This window comes from Mesorhizobium sp. PAMC28654 (assembly GCF_020616515.1).
Lineage (GTDB): Bacteria > Pseudomonadota > Alphaproteobacteria > Rhizobiales > Rhizobiaceae > Mesorhizobium.
On sequence record NZ_CP085135.1, the window covers coordinates 4,214,396 to 4,231,120 of the forward strand.

20 protein-coding genes are annotated in these 16,725 nt (G+C 64.0%); 8 read left to right on the forward strand and 12 right to left on the reverse strand.

The annotated features are described in order from the left end of the window. Window positions 1–57 precede the first annotated feature (57 nt). Window positions 58–594: a L,D-transpeptidase family protein gene (locus tag LGH82_RS20645; protein ID WP_227349647.1), complete on the forward strand. Its 537-nt coding sequence runs from the start codon at window positions 58–60 to the stop codon at window positions 592–594. 147 nt (window positions 595–741) lie between these two features. On the opposite strand, the gene LGH82_RS20650 is transcribed toward LGH82_RS20645, so the two are convergent. Further along, on the reverse strand, window positions 742–978 hold the full coding sequence (locus LGH82_RS20650; protein ID WP_227344495.1) for a hypothetical protein: 237 nt from the start codon (window positions 976–978) through the stop codon (window positions 742–744). A gap of 163 nt (window positions 979–1,141) precedes the next feature. Here LGH82_RS20650 and gcvA point away from each other — a divergent pair, with 163 nt between their 5' ends. Further along, a complete protein-coding gene (gcvA, locus tag LGH82_RS20655) occupies window positions 1,142–2,062 on the forward strand; it encodes a transcriptional regulator GcvA (protein WP_227344496.1) in 921 nt (306 codons plus the stop codon). Window positions 2,063–2,167: 105 nt separating this feature from the next. Here gcvA and LGH82_RS20660 read toward each other — a convergent pair whose 3' ends face one another. The 6 genes from LGH82_RS20660 to tsaD form a co-directional block, all read right to left on the reverse strand. Further along, on the reverse strand, window positions 2,168–2,584 hold the full coding sequence (locus LGH82_RS20660) for a DUF1761 domain-containing protein (RefSeq protein WP_227344497.1): 417 nt from the start codon (window positions 2,582–2,584) through the stop codon (window positions 2,168–2,170). A 52-nt stretch (window positions 2,585–2,636) separates the two neighbouring features. Further along, window positions 2,637–3,335, reverse strand: a complete 699-nt coding sequence (locus tag LGH82_RS20665; RefSeq protein WP_227344498.1) for a class I SAM-dependent methyltransferase — start codon at window positions 3,333–3,335, stop codon at window positions 2,637–2,639. Further along, window positions 3,290–3,715, reverse strand: a complete 426-nt coding sequence (locus LGH82_RS20670) for an EVE domain-containing protein (RefSeq protein WP_227344499.1) — start codon at window positions 3,713–3,715, stop codon at window positions 3,290–3,292. Before LGH82_RS20670 ends, LGH82_RS20665 begins: the two co-directional genes overlap by 46 nt. Window positions 3,716–3,800: 85 nt before the next feature. Further along, on the reverse strand, window positions 3,801–4,091 hold the full coding sequence (locus LGH82_RS20675) for a YciI-like protein (RefSeq protein ID WP_227344500.1): 291 nt from the start codon (window positions 4,089–4,091) through the stop codon (window positions 3,801–3,803). 61 nt (window positions 4,092–4,152) lie between these two features. Beyond that, a complete protein-coding gene (locus LGH82_RS20680; protein WP_227344501.1) occupies window positions 4,153–5,154 on the reverse strand; it encodes an NAD(P)H-dependent glycerol-3-phosphate dehydrogenase in 1,002 nt (333 codons plus the stop codon). Then, complete coding sequence (gene tsaD / locus LGH82_RS20685) at window positions 5,151–6,236, reverse strand: tRNA (adenosine(37)-N6)-threonylcarbamoyltransferase complex transferase subunit TsaD (protein ID WP_227349648.1); 1,086 nt, start codon at window positions 6,234–6,236, stop codon at window positions 5,151–5,153. Before tsaD ends, LGH82_RS20680 begins: the two co-directional genes overlap by 4 nt. Before the next feature lie 122 nt (window positions 6,237–6,358). On the opposite strand from tsaD, the gene hemC reads away from it, so the two are divergent. The 6 genes from hemC to LGH82_RS20715 all read left to right on the forward strand — a co-directional run bounded on the left by hemC (window position 6,359) and on the right by LGH82_RS20715 (window position 12,429). Further along, window positions 6,359–7,285 (forward strand): hydroxymethylbilane synthase, encoded by a 927-nt coding sequence (gene hemC, locus LGH82_RS20690; RefSeq protein WP_227344502.1) that lies wholly within the window; start codon window positions 6,359–6,361, stop codon window positions 7,283–7,285. A gap of 2 nt (window positions 7,286–7,287) precedes the next feature. Next, window positions 7,288–8,004 (forward strand): uroporphyrinogen-III synthase, encoded by a 717-nt coding sequence (locus LGH82_RS20695; protein WP_227344503.1) that lies wholly within the window; start codon window positions 7,288–7,290, stop codon window positions 8,002–8,004. Window positions 8,005–8,094: 90 nt separating this feature from the next. Further along, the gene (locus tag LGH82_RS20700) at window positions 8,095–9,558 is read left to right on the forward strand and encodes a COG4223 family protein (RefSeq protein ID WP_227344504.1); all 1,464 of its coding nucleotides are present in this window, start codon (window positions 8,095–8,097) and stop codon (window positions 9,556–9,558) included. 10 nt (window positions 9,559–9,568) lie between these two features. After that, window positions 9,569–11,167 carry a heme biosynthesis protein HemY gene (locus tag LGH82_RS20705; RefSeq protein WP_227344505.1) on the forward strand — a complete coding sequence of 533 codons (1,599 nt, stop codon included), beginning with the start codon at window positions 9,569–9,571 and terminating at the stop codon, window positions 11,165–11,167. 46 nt (window positions 11,168–11,213) lie between these two features. Beyond that, window positions 11,214–11,693, forward strand: coding sequence for a TerB family tellurite resistance protein (locus tag LGH82_RS20710; RefSeq protein WP_227344506.1), 480 nt, complete (start codon window positions 11,214–11,216; stop codon window positions 11,691–11,693). Window positions 11,694–11,712: 19 nt separating this feature from the next. Then, complete coding sequence (locus tag LGH82_RS20715) at window positions 11,713–12,429, forward strand: glutamine amidotransferase (RefSeq protein ID WP_227344507.1); 717 nt, start codon at window positions 11,713–11,715, stop codon at window positions 12,427–12,429. 19 nt (window positions 12,430–12,448) lie between these two features. Here LGH82_RS20715 and LGH82_RS20720 read toward each other — a convergent pair whose 3' ends face one another. From LGH82_RS20720 to LGH82_RS20740, 5 genes are all read right to left on the reverse strand, one after another. Then, complete coding sequence (locus tag LGH82_RS20720; RefSeq protein ID WP_227344508.1) at window positions 12,449–12,757, reverse strand: NIPSNAP family protein; 309 nt, start codon at window positions 12,755–12,757, stop codon at window positions 12,449–12,451. A gap of 33 nt (window positions 12,758–12,790) precedes the next feature. Continuing rightward, complete coding sequence (locus LGH82_RS20725) at window positions 12,791–14,029, reverse strand: MFS transporter (RefSeq protein WP_227344509.1); 1,239 nt, start codon at window positions 14,027–14,029, stop codon at window positions 12,791–12,793. Between the two features lie 154 nt (window positions 14,030–14,183). Continuing rightward, window positions 14,184–15,284 carry an aminotransferase class I/II-fold pyridoxal phosphate-dependent enzyme gene (locus LGH82_RS20730; protein WP_227344510.1) on the reverse strand — a complete coding sequence of 367 codons (1,101 nt, stop codon included), beginning with the start codon at window positions 15,282–15,284 and terminating at the stop codon, window positions 14,184–14,186. Window positions 15,285–15,436: 152 nt separating this feature from the next. After that, entirely contained in the window at window positions 15,437–15,907 is a 471-nt protein-coding gene (locus LGH82_RS20735; RefSeq protein WP_227344511.1) for a MucR family transcriptional regulator, read from the reverse strand. Window positions 15,908–16,020: 113 nt separating this feature from the next. Continuing rightward, entirely contained in the window at window positions 16,021–16,722 is a 702-nt protein-coding gene (locus LGH82_RS20740) for an ROK family protein (protein ID WP_227344512.1), read from the reverse strand. Window positions 16,723–16,725 lie beyond the last annotated feature (3 nt).

Consider the following 16,725-nt stretch of genomic DNA (forward strand, 5'->3'; position numbering starts at 1 on the left):
ATTTGTTCCGTGGCACGATCATACAAGAAAAAACACGATCGCAATGCAGCCGGCGCAATTTTGCGAAAAGGACTGCGTTTGCTCACCGTGCGGGCGCGGCCCGGCCACCCCACACAGGGGTTCCTGCAGGCCGGCAGTCTGGTGTTTCCATGCGCGCTTGGCCATGGCGGCATCTCGGCCGACAAGCGGGAGGGCGACGGCGCGACGCCGCTCGCGGCGATGCGGATTCTGTCAGGATATTTTCGCGGAGATCATTTCCCAGGGGGGCGCAGAACCCGTCTGGCGATGGCGCCGATCGACGGGGATCTTGGCTGGTGCGAGGTGCCCGAGGATCGCAACTACAACCGGCCGGTGAAAATCCCCTATGGCGCCAGCCATGAGCGGATGCTGCGCGGCGACCATCTTTACGATGCCTGCCTGGTGCTCGATTGGAACATTGTACCGCGCCGCCGCGGGCGCGGCAGCGCTATCTTCTTCCACCTCGCGCGTCCGGACTTCACGCCGACGCAAGGCTGCGTCGCGGTAACAGCGCGTACGATGGCGCGGCTGCTGCCGCTGCTGTCGGATAGGACGGTGGTGAGGGTGGTGCGGTAGGGTATGTTGATATTCAGGTGATGCCGGCCTGCGAATGGCGGCTTCCTGCGCTTCCGGTACTCACGTACCCAAAAGTACGCTCCGTTTCGGTTCTCGGAATCCGCCACTCTCGGCGCGGCCTGACCTGAATCTCAACATACCCTAAGGTCACCGCTTTGGTCTCTGCCAGCCGATATCGAGCAGGCCCAGGCGGCCGACTTCCCGATCCAGTGCGCGCGAAACGTCCTTTCGATGGGCGCCGATATCGCGCAACTGGCGATCCGAAAGATCCTCGACATCCTGTCGTGGAAGGCTGGCGGCGACCTTTGCCTGCCGGAGCCACTCAAACACCGCGTTCAGGCGGTTCGGCTGGACATTTCCAAGCCTCAGAGCGATGTGGGTCATGATATCTTCCGTTCATCCGGATATCAAATCCGGTTTGATAGTGTTTCGATGCTCACATCATGATCGATTGAAATTCAAACGGGAAACGAGTAGTTCTTGGCTAATCATCAAGTTTATTTTGAAGATGGTGGCAAGTGATCTCCCTGAACCCGAGCCCGCCCTGATGGCCCGCCTGCTGCCGGGAACCCGTGCCTTGCGGACGCTGGAAGCAGCGGCCAGGCATCTCAATTTTACCCGCGCCGCCGACGAACTCGGGCTGACGCCCGCCGCCGTCAGCCACCAGATCAAGGAGATCGAGGATCAGCTCGGCATCGTGCTGTTCACCCGTACCAGCCGGACCATGAGGTTGACAGAAGCCGGCGCGGTGCTGTTCGAGGCCTCGACAGAGGCACTCGACCTGCTTGGCCGTGCCGTCTCTCGGGCGCACAAGATGACGCGCGGCACGGCGTTCCTGAAGGTAACGCTGGACGCGCAGTTCGCGGCAAAATGGTTGATGCGGCGTGTCGAGGATTTTCGCAAGAAGAAGCCGGGCATCGAGCTGCGGTTCGACATTGCCTATGGATTGCGGGATTTCGACCTCGACGATGTCGATGTCGGCATCCGCTTCGGCGCCGGCAAATATCCGGGCCTTTGCGCCCATCGCCTGTTCGACAACATCATCATTCCGGTGTGCAGCCCCAGCCTGCTAGCTTCCGGCCCGCCGCTCAACGAGCCACGCGATCTTTTCCGACACACGCTTGCGCACATCGAGTGGGCACGACAGGGCGTGACATGGCCGAACTGGCGCATGTGGATGGCGGCGGCCGGCATCGACGATTTCGACGACAGCCGCACCGTCGTGTTCGGCACCTCCACCGATGCGGTCCAGGCCGCCCTCGACGGCAATGCGGTGGCGCTCGCCGATTTCGCCATGGTGGCAAACGACCTTTCCGAAGGGCGGCTGGTGCGGCCCTTCGAACTCGGCATCAAGGTCGCGGCGGAGTTCGCCTATTTCCTGGTCTACCCGAAGACCGAGGCGAACGACCCACGCATCGTGGCTTTCCGCGAATGGATTCTCGAGGAAGTCGCCAAGACTCGGACCTGATTCAAAGCGCGTCGCGTTCGAACGGATTCATGTGACACGCTTTAAAGTCTTTGTCTTATGCATGTCGTTGTCCCAAAACCGCTGCGCACTTTTGGGCGACATGCATCAGGTTGCCGCCGCTCCAAACCAGCCGATCACCGCGCCCATGATCAGCAGCACGCCAAGCCAGTGGCCGCCATCGATGATGGTCAGGCCCCAGCCGAACCCTTCGTAGCGGTGGTTCACGGACAGCGTCGTGATGACGAACCCCAGCCAAAGCACGAAACCGAAGACAAGCCCGGCGATCAGCGTCGGTTCGCCGCCCGTCATCGCGCCGACAACCAGGGCCATGATGCATGCCATCACCAGTTCGGCGATGAAGCTGACGACGAACGGCAGCGGCGATTTCTTCATGGTCGCCGGATCAAGCCTGGCGGCCTTGAGCCACGGCTTGCTCAGGGCCATGTACCAGGCCGCGCCGAACAGCCACGCCACCACGGCGGCGACAATCACCGCCAGCCAGTTGACCGCTGAAAAATCCATGAGCTTCCCCCCTCCAGATGCAAGGGGATGGAACGCCTGTTCGGCGGTGGCGTCAAGCAAAGCGCCAGACGGTCGTGCGCTTGACCAGGGAATCCTCCAGCGCTCGCGTTACAACCACTTCGTAGACCGCCAGCGGTTCCAGCCCTGCCTTCGGCATGTAGGAGCGGCCGGGATCGCCAACGAGGATCTCGGCGCCGCGCGCCTTCAGCGTCGCGAACCATGGCATAAGCAGATCGGCGAAGGATTTGTCATAGAAGACGTCGCCGGCCAGGATTACATCCCAGCCGGCATCGGTTCCGATGCAGTCCGTGCCGTTAAATCCGATGCCGACAGCATTGGCGTCGGCATTGAGGCGGATCGCCGTCGAGCAGAACGGGTCGATGTCCGAAGCCATCACCTCGGCGGCACCAGCCCTGGCGGCGGCAATGGCGACAAGGCCGGAGCCGGAAGCGAAATCGAGGACGCGCTTTCCCCGCACCGTCTCGGGATGATCGATGATATAGCGAGCAAGCCCCTGCCCGCCGGCCCAGGCGAACGCCCAGAAGGGCGGCGGCAGGCCGATCTCGACCAGTTCATCCTCCGTGCGTTGCCACAGATCATGGGCTTCGTCGGCCAGATGCAGGAGGATTTCCGGTACATGCGGCGGCGCCATCAGCGCCGTGTTGTCGAGGATGAATTTCTTCGCGCTTATGGGGGTGAGTACGGTCACGGAGCGGGTGTCAGGCCGCCCATGCGGCAGACTTCCTTCCATTCCGCCGGTGTCACCGGCTGCACGGAAAGCCGCCCGAGGCGAACCAGCGCCATCTCGGCAAGTTTTGGATTGGCCTTGACCTGTTCCAGCGTCACCGGCGTCGGCACATCCTTGACGGCGCGGATATCGACGCATTCCCAGCGCGGGTCGTCGCTGGTGGTATCGTGATGGGCAAGGGCGCAGACCTCGGCGATGCCGACGACGTTCAGCCCCTCGTTGGAATGGTAGAAGAAGCCGAGATCGCCGATCTGCATCGCCTTCATGTTGTTGCGAGCCGCATAATTGCGCACGCCGTCCCATTGCGTGCCGTCCTTGCCCTTCGCCTTCAGCATGTCGAAGGAGAATTTGAATGGCTCCGATTTGAACAGCCAGTAATTCATCTTTGTCGTCCTGTCGTCATTCGCTAGGCTTCACGGCTGCCGCCCGAGGCGGCGTGACAAGGCGTCACGCCGGCGTGATAAGGCATCACGCCGGCTTGTTGAAGGTCCAGTTCCATTGCTTGATCTCGACGCTCTCGAACAGCCCCGCCTTGGCGTAGGGGTCGGCGGCGGACAGGGCCTTCGCGGCGGCCATGTCGGGAGCCTCGACAACGACGAGGCTGCCATTGGGCTTGCCGTCGGCATCAAGGAACGGGCCGGCAAACGCGAGTTTCTTTTCGCCGTTCAATCCTTCCAGAAAGGCGACATGCTCAGGCCGCGTGTCGAGGCGCACCTGAAGGCTTCCGGGCTTGTCCTTGCACAGCAAAGCAAACAGCATTCTCTAAAACTCCCATCGTATAAGGCAGAGCAGATCCGACCCCCCGGTTCGGGATCATGCTTCAAGCGTCGGTTTCGGTCTTCAGCGGCCGGGTCATCAATGCCGACACAGCTTGGCTTATCGTGATGGTGCCGTCCAGTATCGCAGATACCGCGGCGATGATCGGCGCGTCGATGGCGCGCTCGGCGGCGATGCGGGCGGCGATCGCCGCCGTCGGCACACCTTCGGCCAGCGGCAGCCCGGCAAGCGGCTTGCCCTGTCCGAGCGCCAGCCCATAGGCAAAGTTGCGCGACTGTGCCGACGAGCAGGTCAGCATCAGGTCGCCAAGGCCGGAAAGCCCCATCAGTGTTTCAGGCCTGGCGCCGAAGGCAGCGCCGATGCGTCGCAGCTCGACGAAGCCGCGCGTGACCATCGCCGCCTGGGCGCTGGCGCCAAGCCCGGCACCGGTGGCCGCGCCGGCGGCAATGGCAAAGACATTCTTCAGGGCGCCACCGATCTCGACACCGATGAGATCGTCGCTCGAATAGCAACGCAGGTTCTGGGCCGAGAAGCGGGCGGCGAGGTTCGCGGCCATGCCGTTGTCGCGGGCGGCAACCACCACCGCCGTCGGCAGGCCCCTGGCGACATCGGTGGCAAAGCTCGGGCCTGACAGGGCGGCGACCGGATTTTCGGGGAGGATTTCCTCGACGATGGCCGACAGCAGCGCGCCCGTGTCGCGCTCGATGCCCTTGGCGCAAAGAACGATCGGAACCCCCTTGGGCACATGGTTCCCAGCGCCAGTCAGCACCGCGCGCAGCGACTGCGCCGGTGTCACCGCCAGCACGCAGTCCGCACCATCGAGGGCCGTCTTGAGGTCGCTTGTCGCCTCCATGCCGGGTTCAATGGCGATGCCGGGCAGATAGCGCGGGTTCTCGCCCCGGCGTATCGACGCCACGGTTTCCTCGTCGCGTGCGAACAGCCGGACCGAATGACCGGCATGCAGCATGGCCAGCGCCAGCGCCGTGCCCCAGGCGCCGCCACCCAGCACGGCAACGCGCCATCTGGTCGAATCGCGACGGTTCATGCCTTGGCTCCGCGTCGGCCGGAGCCGACCATCGGCGCCGAGATACTGTCCAGTGGCCAGCGCGAGCGCGGCACGAAATCCCGGCCGTTCTCATCCGCAAGGCCCGCGCGCAGCCGCTCTATGCCGGCCCAGGCGATCATGGCCGCGTTGTCGGTGCAAAGCTTCAGCGGCGGCGCGACAAAGGAGAAGCCGTTGTCGCCGCACAGGGCTTCCAGGGTCGCCTTGATGGTGTAGTTGGCGGCAACGCCACCAGCCACGACCAGAGCCGGCCTTTTTGTATCGGGAAACGTTTCGCGAAAACGTGTCAGCGCCTTTGAGACGCGGTCACCCAGCGCATCAGCAACCGCTGTTTGGAACGAGGCGCAGATATCGGCGATGTCCTGATCGCTCAACGGGGCGATCGCCGTCGCCGCCTGGCGCACGGCGGTCTTCAGTCCGGAGAAGGAGAAATCCGGTTGCGCCGAGCCCTTCATCGGGCGAGGGAAGGCGAAACGCCTGGCGTCGCCGCTCTTGGCGGCCTTCTCGACATTGGGTCCGCCGGGATAGGGCAGGCCCAGCATCTTGGCTGTCTTGTCGAAGGCCTCGCCAAGCGCGTCATCGATGGTCGTCGCCCAGCGCTGGTAGTCGCCGACGCCGCGCACGGCGACGATCTGTGTGTGTCCGCCGGAAACCAGCAGCAGCAGATAGGGGAAGGACAGCCCATCGGTCAGCCTTGCCGTCAGCGCGTGGCCCTCGAGATGGTTGATGGCGATCAGCGGTTTGTTTGCCGCAGCCGCGATCGCCTTTGCCGTCATCAGCCCGACAATCAGGCCGCCGACCAGACCAGGTCCGGCGGTCGCGGCGATCGCATCGATATCGGCGAGATCAATACCCGAATCGGCGAGCGCCGCCTCGACGATGCCGTCCAGCGCCTCGACATGAGCGCGCGCGGCGATCTCCGGCACGACGCCGCCAAACGCGGCGTGTTCCTCGATCTGGCTGAGCACGATGTTGGACAGAATTTCTGGCGCGGCATCACCGTCCAGCGTCACGACGCTGGCGGCGGTCTCGTCACAACTCGTCTCGATGCCCAGAACGCGGATCAATTGGTCGCTGCCCTCGATGATTGTGTCGCCGGTCATTCCCCATTAGGAAAAGGTCCGGCCCCATTGGGAAAAGGCCCGGCAAGGCCTCGCTTGCCGGGGGTTATCACGGACCGAGCGCCATGCAAACATTCTTGAGAATCGGAACACGCGGCAGCCCGCTGGCGCTGGCACAGGCGCATGAAACCCAGGCGCGGCTGATGGCCGCGCATGGCATGCCGGAACAGGCGTTCGAGATCGTCGTCATCACGACCAGCGGCGACCGCATCCAGGACCGGCCGCTGTCGGAAGCCGGCGGCAAGGGCCTGTTCACCAAGGAGATCGAGGAAGCGCTGCTGGAGCGCCGCATCGATATTGCCGTGCATTCGTCGAAGGACATGCCGACGCAATTGCCCGACGGATTGGAACTGTCCGCCTTCCTGCCGCGCGAGGACGCGCGCGATGCCTTTATCGGCAAGGCGGCACGCACTATTGCCGATTTGCCCGAGGGCGCCAAGGTCGGCTCGTCTTCGCTGCGGCGGCAGGCGTTGATCCGCCGGATGCGGCCGGATCTCGACGTGGTGATGTTTCGCGGCAATGTGCAGACGCGCCTGCGCAAGCTGGACGAGGGTGTCGCCGCCGGCACCATCCTCGCCTATGCCGGGCTGAAGCGACTCGGGCTCGAGCATGTGATCACCGACCTGATGCCGCTCGACAGTTTTCCACCAGCACCAGGGCAAGGCGCCATCGGCATCGAGAGCCGCATCGGCGACCGCGATGTGGAAGCGATGCTGACGGCAATCCACGACGTGCCCACCGGGCAGGCGCTGGCCTGCGAACGTGCTTTCCTCGCGGCGCTCGACGGCTCCTGCCGCACGCCCATCGCCGGCCATGCGGTGATCGCGGACAACAGGCTTGTCTTGGTCGGGCTGATCATCTCGCCCGACGGAACGCAATCGCACGAGATCAAGGCCGAGGGGCCCGCCGACGAGGCCGCCTGCATCGGCGATGAAGCGGCGCGCGCGGTGCGGGCGAAGGCCGGCGAAGACTTCTTCGACGGCTGGGCCTGACCATGGTCCGCGTTCTGGTGACCAGACCGGAACCAGGCGCCTCCCGCACGGCCCGGCGACTGCGGGAGATGGGTTTTCAGCCGATTCTCTTGCCCCTGAGCGAGACGGTGGCGCTGCCGGTCGAACCTGATCTTGTTCCAGACGGTGCCATTACCGTTCTCATCACCAGCGCCAATGCCGTGCGCCATGCGCCGAAGGAAATCATCGCGGCGCTCGCGGCCTTGCCTTGCCGTGCCGTCGGCAAGCGAACGGGGGAGGCCGCGCGAGCGGCTGGGTTCCAGGACGTCGACGAAGGTCCGGGCAATGCCGTGGCACTGGCCGACATGCTTGCCGACCGGCTTTCGGGGAAGGCGGCCATCTATCTGTGCGGTCGTGTGCGGTTTCCGGCATTCGAGGCGCGGCTTAAAGCGGCGGGAGTCCGGGTCCATCCGATCGAGACCTATGACACGGTTGCGCCTGTCTATTCGGACGCGGCTGTCATCGGGCAGCTGTCCGGCCAACCGGTCGACGCGGTGCTGCTCTACTCGGCCAAGACGGCCGCAGCGATGCAGGCCTTGGCCCATCGACCGGCATTGCATGATCTTTTTGAAAAGGCATGCTTTTTCGTATTGTCTCAGCGCATTGCAATGGCCTTGGATGGGGCTGCGGTCGGAAAAATCCGTGTCGCGGCGGAACCTCACGAGGACGCATTGCTTGAGCTTTTGAAGTGGTGGCGATGACCCGCGTCATCACACCGCCCCTTTTCACCGCATGGTGATGTGGTAGACCCTTTTGAACCATCCCGAAGCGAGTTTGTGCGGAGCCCAAGCATGGTCAAGACGCCGAAGATGCGACATTCGAAAAGCCGCCGCGAGCCGGTGACGATCGAACTTGAACCCGGTGCGGTCTCGCGCATCGTCGACGAGGATGCCGCCAAGGCGCAGATCGAGAACGCCAAGGCCAGGCAAGTCGCGGATGGTTCGCAGCCGGATGTGCCCGAAGAACCCGTCCATGCCGACCAGACCGATCTGGAGCCGTGGGAACATACCGACGCGGCCGCGCAGTCTGACGGGCAGAAATCCGCAGCGTCCGAAGGCGGCGATGATTCGAAGCCTAGCTATCCAACCGGATCGGAAGCGCCGTCCGGCCGGACGAGCAACTTCGACTACAGTTTCGAGGATGCAACCGCAAAGACCGGCCCTGCGACGGCCGCGCCACCAACATCCGCGACGGGGGACGAGACCATGGCAGCGCAACCGAAGCGTGGCATCAACGGCATTGCTGCCGGCATCATCGGCGGTGTCATCGCGCTGGTCGGCGCGGGCGGCCTGCAGTTCGCCGGCGTGCTTGGCGCGCCGGGTTCCAGCGGTGTCTCGCTCGATGCCGTCAACAGTCAGATCTCCGCCCTGAGGTCCGAGATCGCCGGGGCCAAGCAGGCCGCCGGCAACACCGACGCTTCGGCCAAGGTGAATGGCCTGTCGTCGGCCCTGGACCAGGTGAAGGCCGATGTCGCGGCGCTGAAATCGGCGGCGGGATCCGGAAGCGCGGGCGACAGCGCTGCTCTCGCGGCGCTGGGCGACAAGGTCAAGCAGATCGAAACCGCGGTTGCAGCACTTGACCAGGCCGGCAACCAGGCGCCGGTCGATCTCGGTCCAATTAACGAAAAGCTTGCCGGGCTCGACGCACTGGTGAAATCGGCCGGTGAGACGGCGACTGCACAGCAAGGCCGGCTCGCGGCACTGGAGCAGTCCGTGTCGCAGCTTTCCGGCAAGGTCGAGGCGCAGGCGTCGCAGCCGAAGATCGCGCTTGCCATCGCCGCCTCGGCGCTGAAGTCGGCGCTCGACCGTGGTGCGCCCTTCAATGCCGAACTGGAGACTTTCGCCGCGATCGCGCCGGACGCACCGCAGCTCGCCACACTGCGCGGCTACGCGGAAAAGGGTGTGCCGACCCGGGCCGAGATCGCCGCCGGGGCTGATACGGCCGCCAACGCCATGATCGCCGCCGCGAGGCCCATCGACCAGAATGCCGGTTTCTTCCAGAATCTGATGTCCAGCGCCGAATCGCTGGTCAAGGTCAGGCCGGTCGGCGCTGTCGAAGGCACCGGCGTTCCGCAGACCGTCGCGCGCATGGAAGTGGCTGTTAGCCAGGGCGACTATGCCAAAGCGCTGAGCGAATATGGCACGCTGCCCGATGCGGCCAAGGCGGCGGGCGCTGACTTTGCCGGCAAACTGAAGGCGCGCACCGAGGTCGAGACCCAGATCGAGGCGCTGATCGCCGGCGCGATGAAGGCATGAGGAGCTGACGATGATCCGAATTCTCATTTTCGTCGTCGTCGTCTTCGCGCTTGCGGCGGGGTTTGCCTGGCTGGCCGACCGGCCCGGCGACATGCTCATCACCTTTAACGGCTATCAATACCAGGTCAGCCTGATGGTAGCGGCCGTTGCCGTCGTTGCCGTGGTTGCGGCGGTGATGATCATCTGGTGGCTGGTCAAGTCGCTGTGGAACAGCCCCTACACCATCTCGCGCTACTTCCGGGTGCGCCGCCGCGACCGTGGCTATCAGGCACTGTCGACCGGCATGATCGCCGCCGGCGCCGGCGATGGAGCGCTGGCGCGCAAGAAGACCAAGGAAGCGGCAAAGCTCATCCGCTCCGACCAGGAACCGCTTATCCACCTGCTCGAGGCGCAAGCGTCGCTGCTCGAGGGCGACCATGAGGGCGCCCGGGAAAAATTCGAGAGCATGCTCGACGATCCTGAAATGCGGCTGCTCGGCCTGCGCGGTCTCTATCTCGAAGCCGAACGTCTTGGCGACCGCAACGCCGCCCGGCATTATGCCGGGCGTGCGGCGGTGATGGCGCCGCAACTCGCCTGGGCCGCCGAATCGACCCTGGAACATCTGACCGAACGTGGTGACTGGGACGGCGCGCTGAAGCTGGTCGAGGCTCAGAAATCGACACGGCAGATCGAGCGCGACGCCGCCAACCGGCGCCGGGCGGTGCTGCTCACCGCCAAGGCGCACGCACTCATCGACAGCGATCCCAACGCGGCCAAGGCCGCCGCCGTGGAGGCCAACAGGCTGCGGCCGGATTTCGCACCCGCGGCGGTCATCGCGGCCAAGGCACTGTTTCGCCAGAACGACGTGCGCAAGGGTTCCAAGATTCTCGAAACAGCCTGGAAAGCCGAACCGCATCCGGAGATCGCCGAACTCTATACCCATGCCCGTCCGGGCGACGCGGTGCTTGATCGGTTGAACCGGGCGAAGAAGCTGCAGGAGCTGAAGAAGAACCACGCCGAGTCCTCGCTGACCGTGGCGCGTGCGGCATTTGACGCGCAGGACTACAAGACAGCGCGCCGCGAGGCGGAGGCGGCGATCAGGATGGACCGCCGCGAAGGCGCCTATCTGCTGCTGGCCGATATCGAGGAAGCGGAAACCGGCGACCAGGGCAAGGTACGCCAGCTGCTGTCCAAGGCGGTGCGGGCGCCGCGCGATCCGGCCTGGGTCACCGACGGCGTCATCTCCGAACACTGGGCGCCGGTGTCTCCAGTCACCGGCAAGCTCGACGCTTTCGAATGGCGTGCGCCGATGGAGCGGCTCGGCCAACTGATCGACAGCCACGAGGATGTTCGAGATGTATCGGCGCCGGCCATCGCCGCGCCGCTGGCGGCCGAAAGCGCGCCCGAGGTGGTCGATCATGCTACTGTTCCTTCCGCCGAGACGGTGGGACAGCCGCAGTCTGCCGACAGGGATCACGTCACGCCGGTGACCGCGGCCGCCTTTGCCGCCGTGCCGAGCGATGCGGAGGCCGTCGAACCGGCGGAGGAATTGGCGCGTCTGCCCGACGATCCCGGCGTCGATCCGGACGACGAGGCGGAAAAATCGCCACGCCGGTTTCGCTTGTTTTGATGGGACCCGATCCTGAAGCCAGGTTTGGGCGAATGGGAAGTGCTTGATGTTCGAACGCGTTCTGTCGTTTCTGAAGGAGTTGCCGATCGGCGCCGGTGCGCGTCCCAGCGCCGACGATCCGCGCGTTGCCGCCTCGGCGCTGCTCTATCATGTGATGAGCGCCGATGGCGTGCGCCAGGATGTCGAATGGGAGCGCTTCAAGGCGGTGCTGGCGGAAAGCTATTCGATCGGCGGGGCCGAACTCGAGGCGCTGGCCGCGGCCGGCGAACGCGCCGACAATGAGGCGATCGACCTCTATGCCTTCACCAGCGTGTTGAAGCGCCACCTCGACGCCGATGCGCGCAAGGCGTTCATCGGCCTGATGTGGGAAATCGTCTATGCCGACGGCGAGTTGCACGAGCTGGAGGACAACACCGTCTGGCGCGTCGCCGAACTGATCGGCGTCGAACGCCGCGACCGCGTCGAGGCGCGCCGCAAGGCCGCCGCGCATGCGCCGGGCGCCACCGGAACGTCGAGCGACGAATAGACAGGGATCCCGCCTCTCCATGCCTCCGCGACTGTGTTCGAAACCAAAAATCCTGATTGTGCTGCATCAGGAGAATTCGAGCCCGGGGCGCGTCGGCCACATGCTCCTGGAACAGGGGTTTGATCTCGACATCCGGCGTCCACCGCTTGGCGACAGCCTGCCGGAAACGCTGGACGGTCACGCCGGCGCGGTGATGTTCGGCGGGCCGATGAGTGCCAATGACGGGGACGAGTTCGTCCGCCGCGAGACCGACTGGCTGCGAATTCCGCTCAAGGAAAATCGACCTTTCCTCGGCATCTGCCTGGGCGCGCAAATGCTGGTCAACCATCTCGGCGGCAAGGTCGAGGGGCATGACGAAGGTCTGGTTGAGATCGGCTGGTATCCGCTGAAGGCGACCGAGGCGGGCAAGAAGCTTATGCACTGGCCGGAGATGGTCTACCAGTTCCATCGCGAGGGCTTTTCCCTGCCCAGGGACGCGACCCTTCTGGCGACCGCCGAGACCTATCCCAACCAGGCATTCCGCTATGGCGACAATGCCTGGGGTATCCAATTCCACGGCGAACTGACCCGGGTGATGATGCAGCGCTGGGTTGTGCGTGGCGCGCAACGTTTCGAGTTGCCCGGCGCGCAGCCGGGCCGCGATCATCTCGGCGGCCGGCTGATCTGGGACATGCATCTAAAACGCTGGCTTGGCGAACTTCTGCGGATGATCTTCGACAGACCAGTGGTGCGGTAGCCCTATCTTCTGCAATTCTCTAGGGTTCGAGCACCGGTCGCATGAAGCTGCGCTCATAGCTGAGAATACTGCGATTGCGCTTTTCCGTTTCAAACACATCCTGGCATTCCGGGTCGGCAGCCATCCGCTTGCGATAGTCCTCGTAGTCGGCAAGGCTCGGAAAACTGAACATGGCATAGGCGATATTGTTCGCCCCTTCACTTGGAAGGAAATAGCCATGATGGTTTCCGCCGAGGCGATTGACCAGACCGATCCAGCGGCGGCCATATTCTTCAAACTCGGCAAGCTTGTACGGGTCAATGACATATTTCAGGTAGCAGGTGATCATGGGAGTTCCTGTGACGGGGGTGATGGATGAACGTCAGTTGCGCCCCTTGAGGTGGCGAACCTTGCGCAATTGCGGAAACAGATAGGCCCATAGGCCGGCGACCACGATGGCCCCGGCGCCGCCGATCACGACAGCCGGCACGGTGCCGATCAGCGCCGCCATCGTGCCGGCGCGGAATTCGCCCAGCTCGTTGGAGGCACCGACGAAGACCTGGTTGACGGCGTTGACGCGGCCGCGCACCTGATCCGGCGTCCACAGCTGGATCAGCGTCTCTCGGATATAGACGCTGAACATGTCGGTGGCGCCCAGGAAGGCGAGCGCGACAATTGAGAGCCAGGTGATGGTCGACAGGCCGAACAGCACGGTAGAGGCGCCGAACGCTGCCACGAAGCCCAGCATGATCACGCCGGCGTGGTTGCGGATCGGGTGGCCGGCCAGCCAGACGGCGACGCAGATGGCGCCCACGCCCGGCGCCGACCGCAACAGGCCGAGACCCCACGGGCCGAGTTCGAGGATATCGCGCGCATAGATCGGCAACAGGGCCGAGGCGCCGGACAAAAGCACGGCGAACAGATCGAGCGAGATGGCGCCGAGCACGATCTTCTCGCCCCAGATATAGCGGAAGCCGGCAAACAGGGTCTGCATCGTCGGCTTGTCGGTCTCGCTGCGCTGCGCTGGTTTGGGGATGGTGAAGATCAGCACCGCGGCGACAAGCATAAGGACGGTGGCGGTGCCATAGGATGCTTCCGCCGAAATCCCGTAGAGCAGGCCGCCGGCGACCGGCCCGAGGATGGTCGCCGTCTGCCAGGCGGACGAGTTCCAGGCAATCGCGTTGGCGAAATCCCGAGGCGGCACGAGATTGGCGAACAGCGAGGCCGCTGCCGGCCCGAAAAAGGCCCGCGCCATGCCGAACATGGCGAGGACGACGAAGATCGGGCCCGGCCCGTTGAGGCCGCGCAGCGCCAGCAGGAGCAAGGCCAGCGCACAGACCGCCTCGATCACCACCGCCACTGCCATGATCAGGCGGCGGCCGAAACGATCCGCGACGACGCCGGTGACCAGCACCAGCAACAGCGAGGGCAGGAACTGGACGATGCCGACCAGGCCAAGATCGAACGGGTCGCGAGTCAGGTCGTACATCTGCCAGCCGACGGCGACGGATACGATCTGGGTGGCGAAATTGGTCAGGAAACGCGCCGCCCAGTAACTCAGGAATGCCTTTTGCCGGAAGGCGGCGTAGCGCTGGTCCGGCGATATTGGTTCTGATGTCACGAAATGCAGGCCCCGTTGCGATGGCCGGCGGGGCTCTTCCCGGATGGGCGCTGTTCCGGCCAGGGGAACTTTAGCAAAGTTCGCGACGCGATGTTTGCCAAAATCCGCGCTGGATCAGGAATTTTAGGCTCGCCTGGCCGACCGCATGGCAAATTTACTGCCGCAGCGCGGCGGAGATGGCGTCAAGACCGCCCCGCAATTCGGCTTCCGTCGGCCAGCCGAAGCCGACGCGGAAGAAGCGCTTGGGCATTTCGAACCAGTGGCCAGGTCCGACATAAGTGCCATGGTCTTCCAGGAGGTTCGTGTAGAACCGGTCAAGGTCGAAGCCGGGATCTACATTTAGGCGCGGGAAGCCAACGACGCCGCCTTCGGGTCGCACCCAGTCGACCAGTGGCTCGCGGTCGATCCAGGCCTGGACGATGTCGCGTCGCTTGGCCATTTCGGGCAGCAGCGTCGCCAGAAAGCCGTCGCGGCGTTCGAGCATGCCGCGCGCGATACCCTCGTCGATGACACTGCCGCAGATGCCGATCTGCTCCTTGGCGGCCAGGAACTGTTCCTGAAGCGTCTCGTCGCGGGTGACCAGCCAGCCGATGCGGATACCGGGAATGCCGAAGGCCTTGGACAGCGACGACACGCTGATCGCTCGTCTGCTCAGCGACGCGGCCGACGGCAACCGCCTTCCATAGGAAAGATCGCGATAGGTCTCGTCGACCAGCAGATGGCAGTTGCGGCTTTCGGCGAGCGCCACCAGCGCATCGAGGTCGGCGCGGTCCATCATCGTGCCGGTCGGATTGTGCGGGCAGGTGACGCTGATCAGCTTGGTGTTGGGCTGCATCGCCGCGGCGACACGCCCGACATCGACCGCGAACCTATCTTCGAAAGCCAGATCGACATAGCTGATGGCACAGCCGATCGCCCTCGGCGTCTCGATGTTGGTGGCATAGTTGGGCCTGACGACAACGAGGTGGTCGCGCTCTGACAGAAGCGAAGTCGAGATGATGAACAGCGCACCCGCGGCACCCGCGGTGACCAGCACGTCATCGGGCGAGATAGCCTCGTCTTGCGCGGCGATCAGCGCCCGCAACTCCTTGTCGCCACGGTGTTCGCCATAGAAAAGCGTGAGATCGGGGAGCGACAGGCCAATGTCGGAGAGCTTCTGGTCGGCGATGGAGCTTTCGGAGAGGTTGTAGCGGATACGGTCGTAGCCGTATTCCTCAGGCGCCTCTTTCTCGATCACCATCCTGGTGTAGTTCATGGTCGCGCCCCCCGGAGCTGTTCTGGTTGAAAACAGTTTGAAAACAGTTTTCTATGGGGCGATGCGCGCGAAAGATAGGGCTGGCTCGATGTGATGCATCGGGCCAATAAAGAAGCCGGATGTCCGTCCGAAAAGGTCCGGTCGTGCGTCGCTCAGGCCGGAACCTTGGCCTTGCGTGCCTTGGCCTTGGCGGGCGCTGCTACTACCGGCTCGATCTTGCGGCCGAGGCCGATCGACTTCGCCAGTTCCGAGCGCGACGCGGCATAATTGGGAGCGACCATCGGATAGTCGGAAGGCAAGCCCCACTTGGCGCGATAGGCGTCCGGCGTCAGCCCGAAATGAACGCCCAGATGGCGCTTCAGGGATTTGAACTTCTTGCCGTCCTCGAGGCAGATGATGAAGTCGGGCGTTACCGACTTCTTCGGATTGACGGCGGGCACCAGCGGCACTGGCGCGGGCTCCACGGGCTTTCCAAGCCCGCTTATCGAAGCGCTGACGCTCGCGATAAGGTCGCCCAGACCGGAAGCGGGCAAGCGGTTCTTCTCGACATAGGCGGACACGATATGGGCGGTCAGCTCGAGAAGGTCGATATCTTTGCGAGCGTTGTTGCTATCGTCGGCCAAACTATTTCTCCGTCCGGGGGCTGGCGGAATTCCTAGTCGGCAAATCTGGGCAACGCAATGATTAGTGCTGCCGCACACGTTATTTTGAACAACTATACTAATCGGTAATAATATCAGACGACCGGCGCGTTGTCTCGCCACAGTCGAAAACCGCCTTCGAAAGCGCGTGTGTTGTCACCGCGCCTGCAATCAGGAGGTAGTGCGTCGAGCTTATCGACATTACCGCCGCCGATGACCACATAGTCCGGCTGCAAGGCGGCGCGAAGCCTGTCCACTACGTCGAAAACATGTTTGCGCCATTTCTTCTTGCCGCGCTTCTCAAGCCCGCGTTCGCCGACATAATCCTCGAAGCTGCCGCCCTTCCGATAGGGCAGATGCGCGAGTTCCATCGGCTGGGCGACATTGACGAGGATCATCGCGGCGCCGAGGCCCGTTCCCAACCCAACGAACAGCATGCGCCCGCCCTCATAGCTGCCGATGGCTTGCATGGTGGCGTCATTGACGATCTTCACCGGCTTGCCGAATTGCGCGGCGAAATCATACCCGGCCCAGCCCTTGCCCAGGTTTGCAGGGTCTTTCGCCGGTTTGTTGTCGCGGACAGGGCCGGGATAGCCCATGGAGATGACGTCGTATGACAGGCCGTCGGCGAGCTTCTTCACTATCTCGATCATCTGCTGAGGCGTGAGGCCAGGCCCTGAGTCGGCTCGGCGCTCCTCACCGCCGGCGCTGGTGAGGACCTTGACGTGCGATCCGCCAATATCGATCGAGAGCACGATCTTCCCGTCGGTCGACGCGGTCTTTGCCGGACTTTTCATGGC

Coding starts and splice junctions, on each gene's coding strand:
- LGH82_RS20650 (WP_227344495.1), bottom strand. CDS start 978: ATGACCCACATCGCTCTGAGGCTTGGAAATGTCCAGCCGAACCGCCTG.
- gcvA (WP_227344496.1), top strand. CDS start 1,142: ATGGCCCGCCTGCTGCCGGGAACCCGTGCCTTGCGGACGCTGGAAGCA.
- LGH82_RS20660 (WP_227344497.1), bottom strand. CDS start 2,584: ATGGATTTTTCAGCGGTCAACTGGCTGGCGGTGATTGTCGCCGCCGTG.
- LGH82_RS20665 (WP_227344498.1), bottom strand. CDS start 3,335: ATGGAAGGAAGTCTGCCGCATGGGCGGCCTGACACCCGCTCCGTGACC.
- LGH82_RS20670 (WP_227344499.1), bottom strand. CDS start 3,715: ATGAATTACTGGCTGTTCAAATCGGAGCCATTCAAATTCTCCTTCGAC.
- LGH82_RS20675 (WP_227344500.1), bottom strand. CDS start 4,091: ATGCTGTTTGCTTTGCTGTGCAAGGACAAGCCCGGAAGCCTTCAGGTG.
- LGH82_RS20680 (WP_227344501.1), bottom strand. CDS start 5,154: ATGAACCGTCGCGATTCGACCAGATGGCGCGTTGCCGTGCTGGGTGGC.
- hemC (WP_227344502.1), top strand. CDS start 6,359: ATGCAAACATTCTTGAGAATCGGAACACGCGGCAGCCCGCTGGCGCTG.
- LGH82_RS20695 (WP_227344503.1), top strand. CDS start 7,288: ATGGTCCGCGTTCTGGTGACCAGACCGGAACCAGGCGCCTCCCGCACG.
- LGH82_RS20700 (WP_227344504.1), top strand. CDS start 8,095: ATGGTCAAGACGCCGAAGATGCGACATTCGAAAAGCCGCCGCGAGCCG.
- LGH82_RS20705 (WP_227344505.1), top strand. CDS start 9,569: ATGATCCGAATTCTCATTTTCGTCGTCGTCGTCTTCGCGCTTGCGGCG.
- LGH82_RS20710 (WP_227344506.1), top strand. CDS start 11,214: ATGTTCGAACGCGTTCTGTCGTTTCTGAAGGAGTTGCCGATCGGCGCC.
- LGH82_RS20715 (WP_227344507.1), top strand. CDS start 11,713: ATGCCTCCGCGACTGTGTTCGAAACCAAAAATCCTGATTGTGCTGCAT.
- LGH82_RS20720 (WP_227344508.1), bottom strand. CDS start 12,757: ATGATCACCTGCTACCTGAAATATGTCATTGACCCGTACAAGCTTGCC.
- LGH82_RS20730 (WP_227344510.1), bottom strand. CDS start 15,284: ATGAACTACACCAGGATGGTGATCGAGAAAGAGGCGCCTGAGGAATAC.
- LGH82_RS20740 (WP_227344512.1), bottom strand. CDS start 16,722: ATGAAAAGTCCGGCAAAGACCGCGTCGACCGACGGGAAGATCGTGCTC.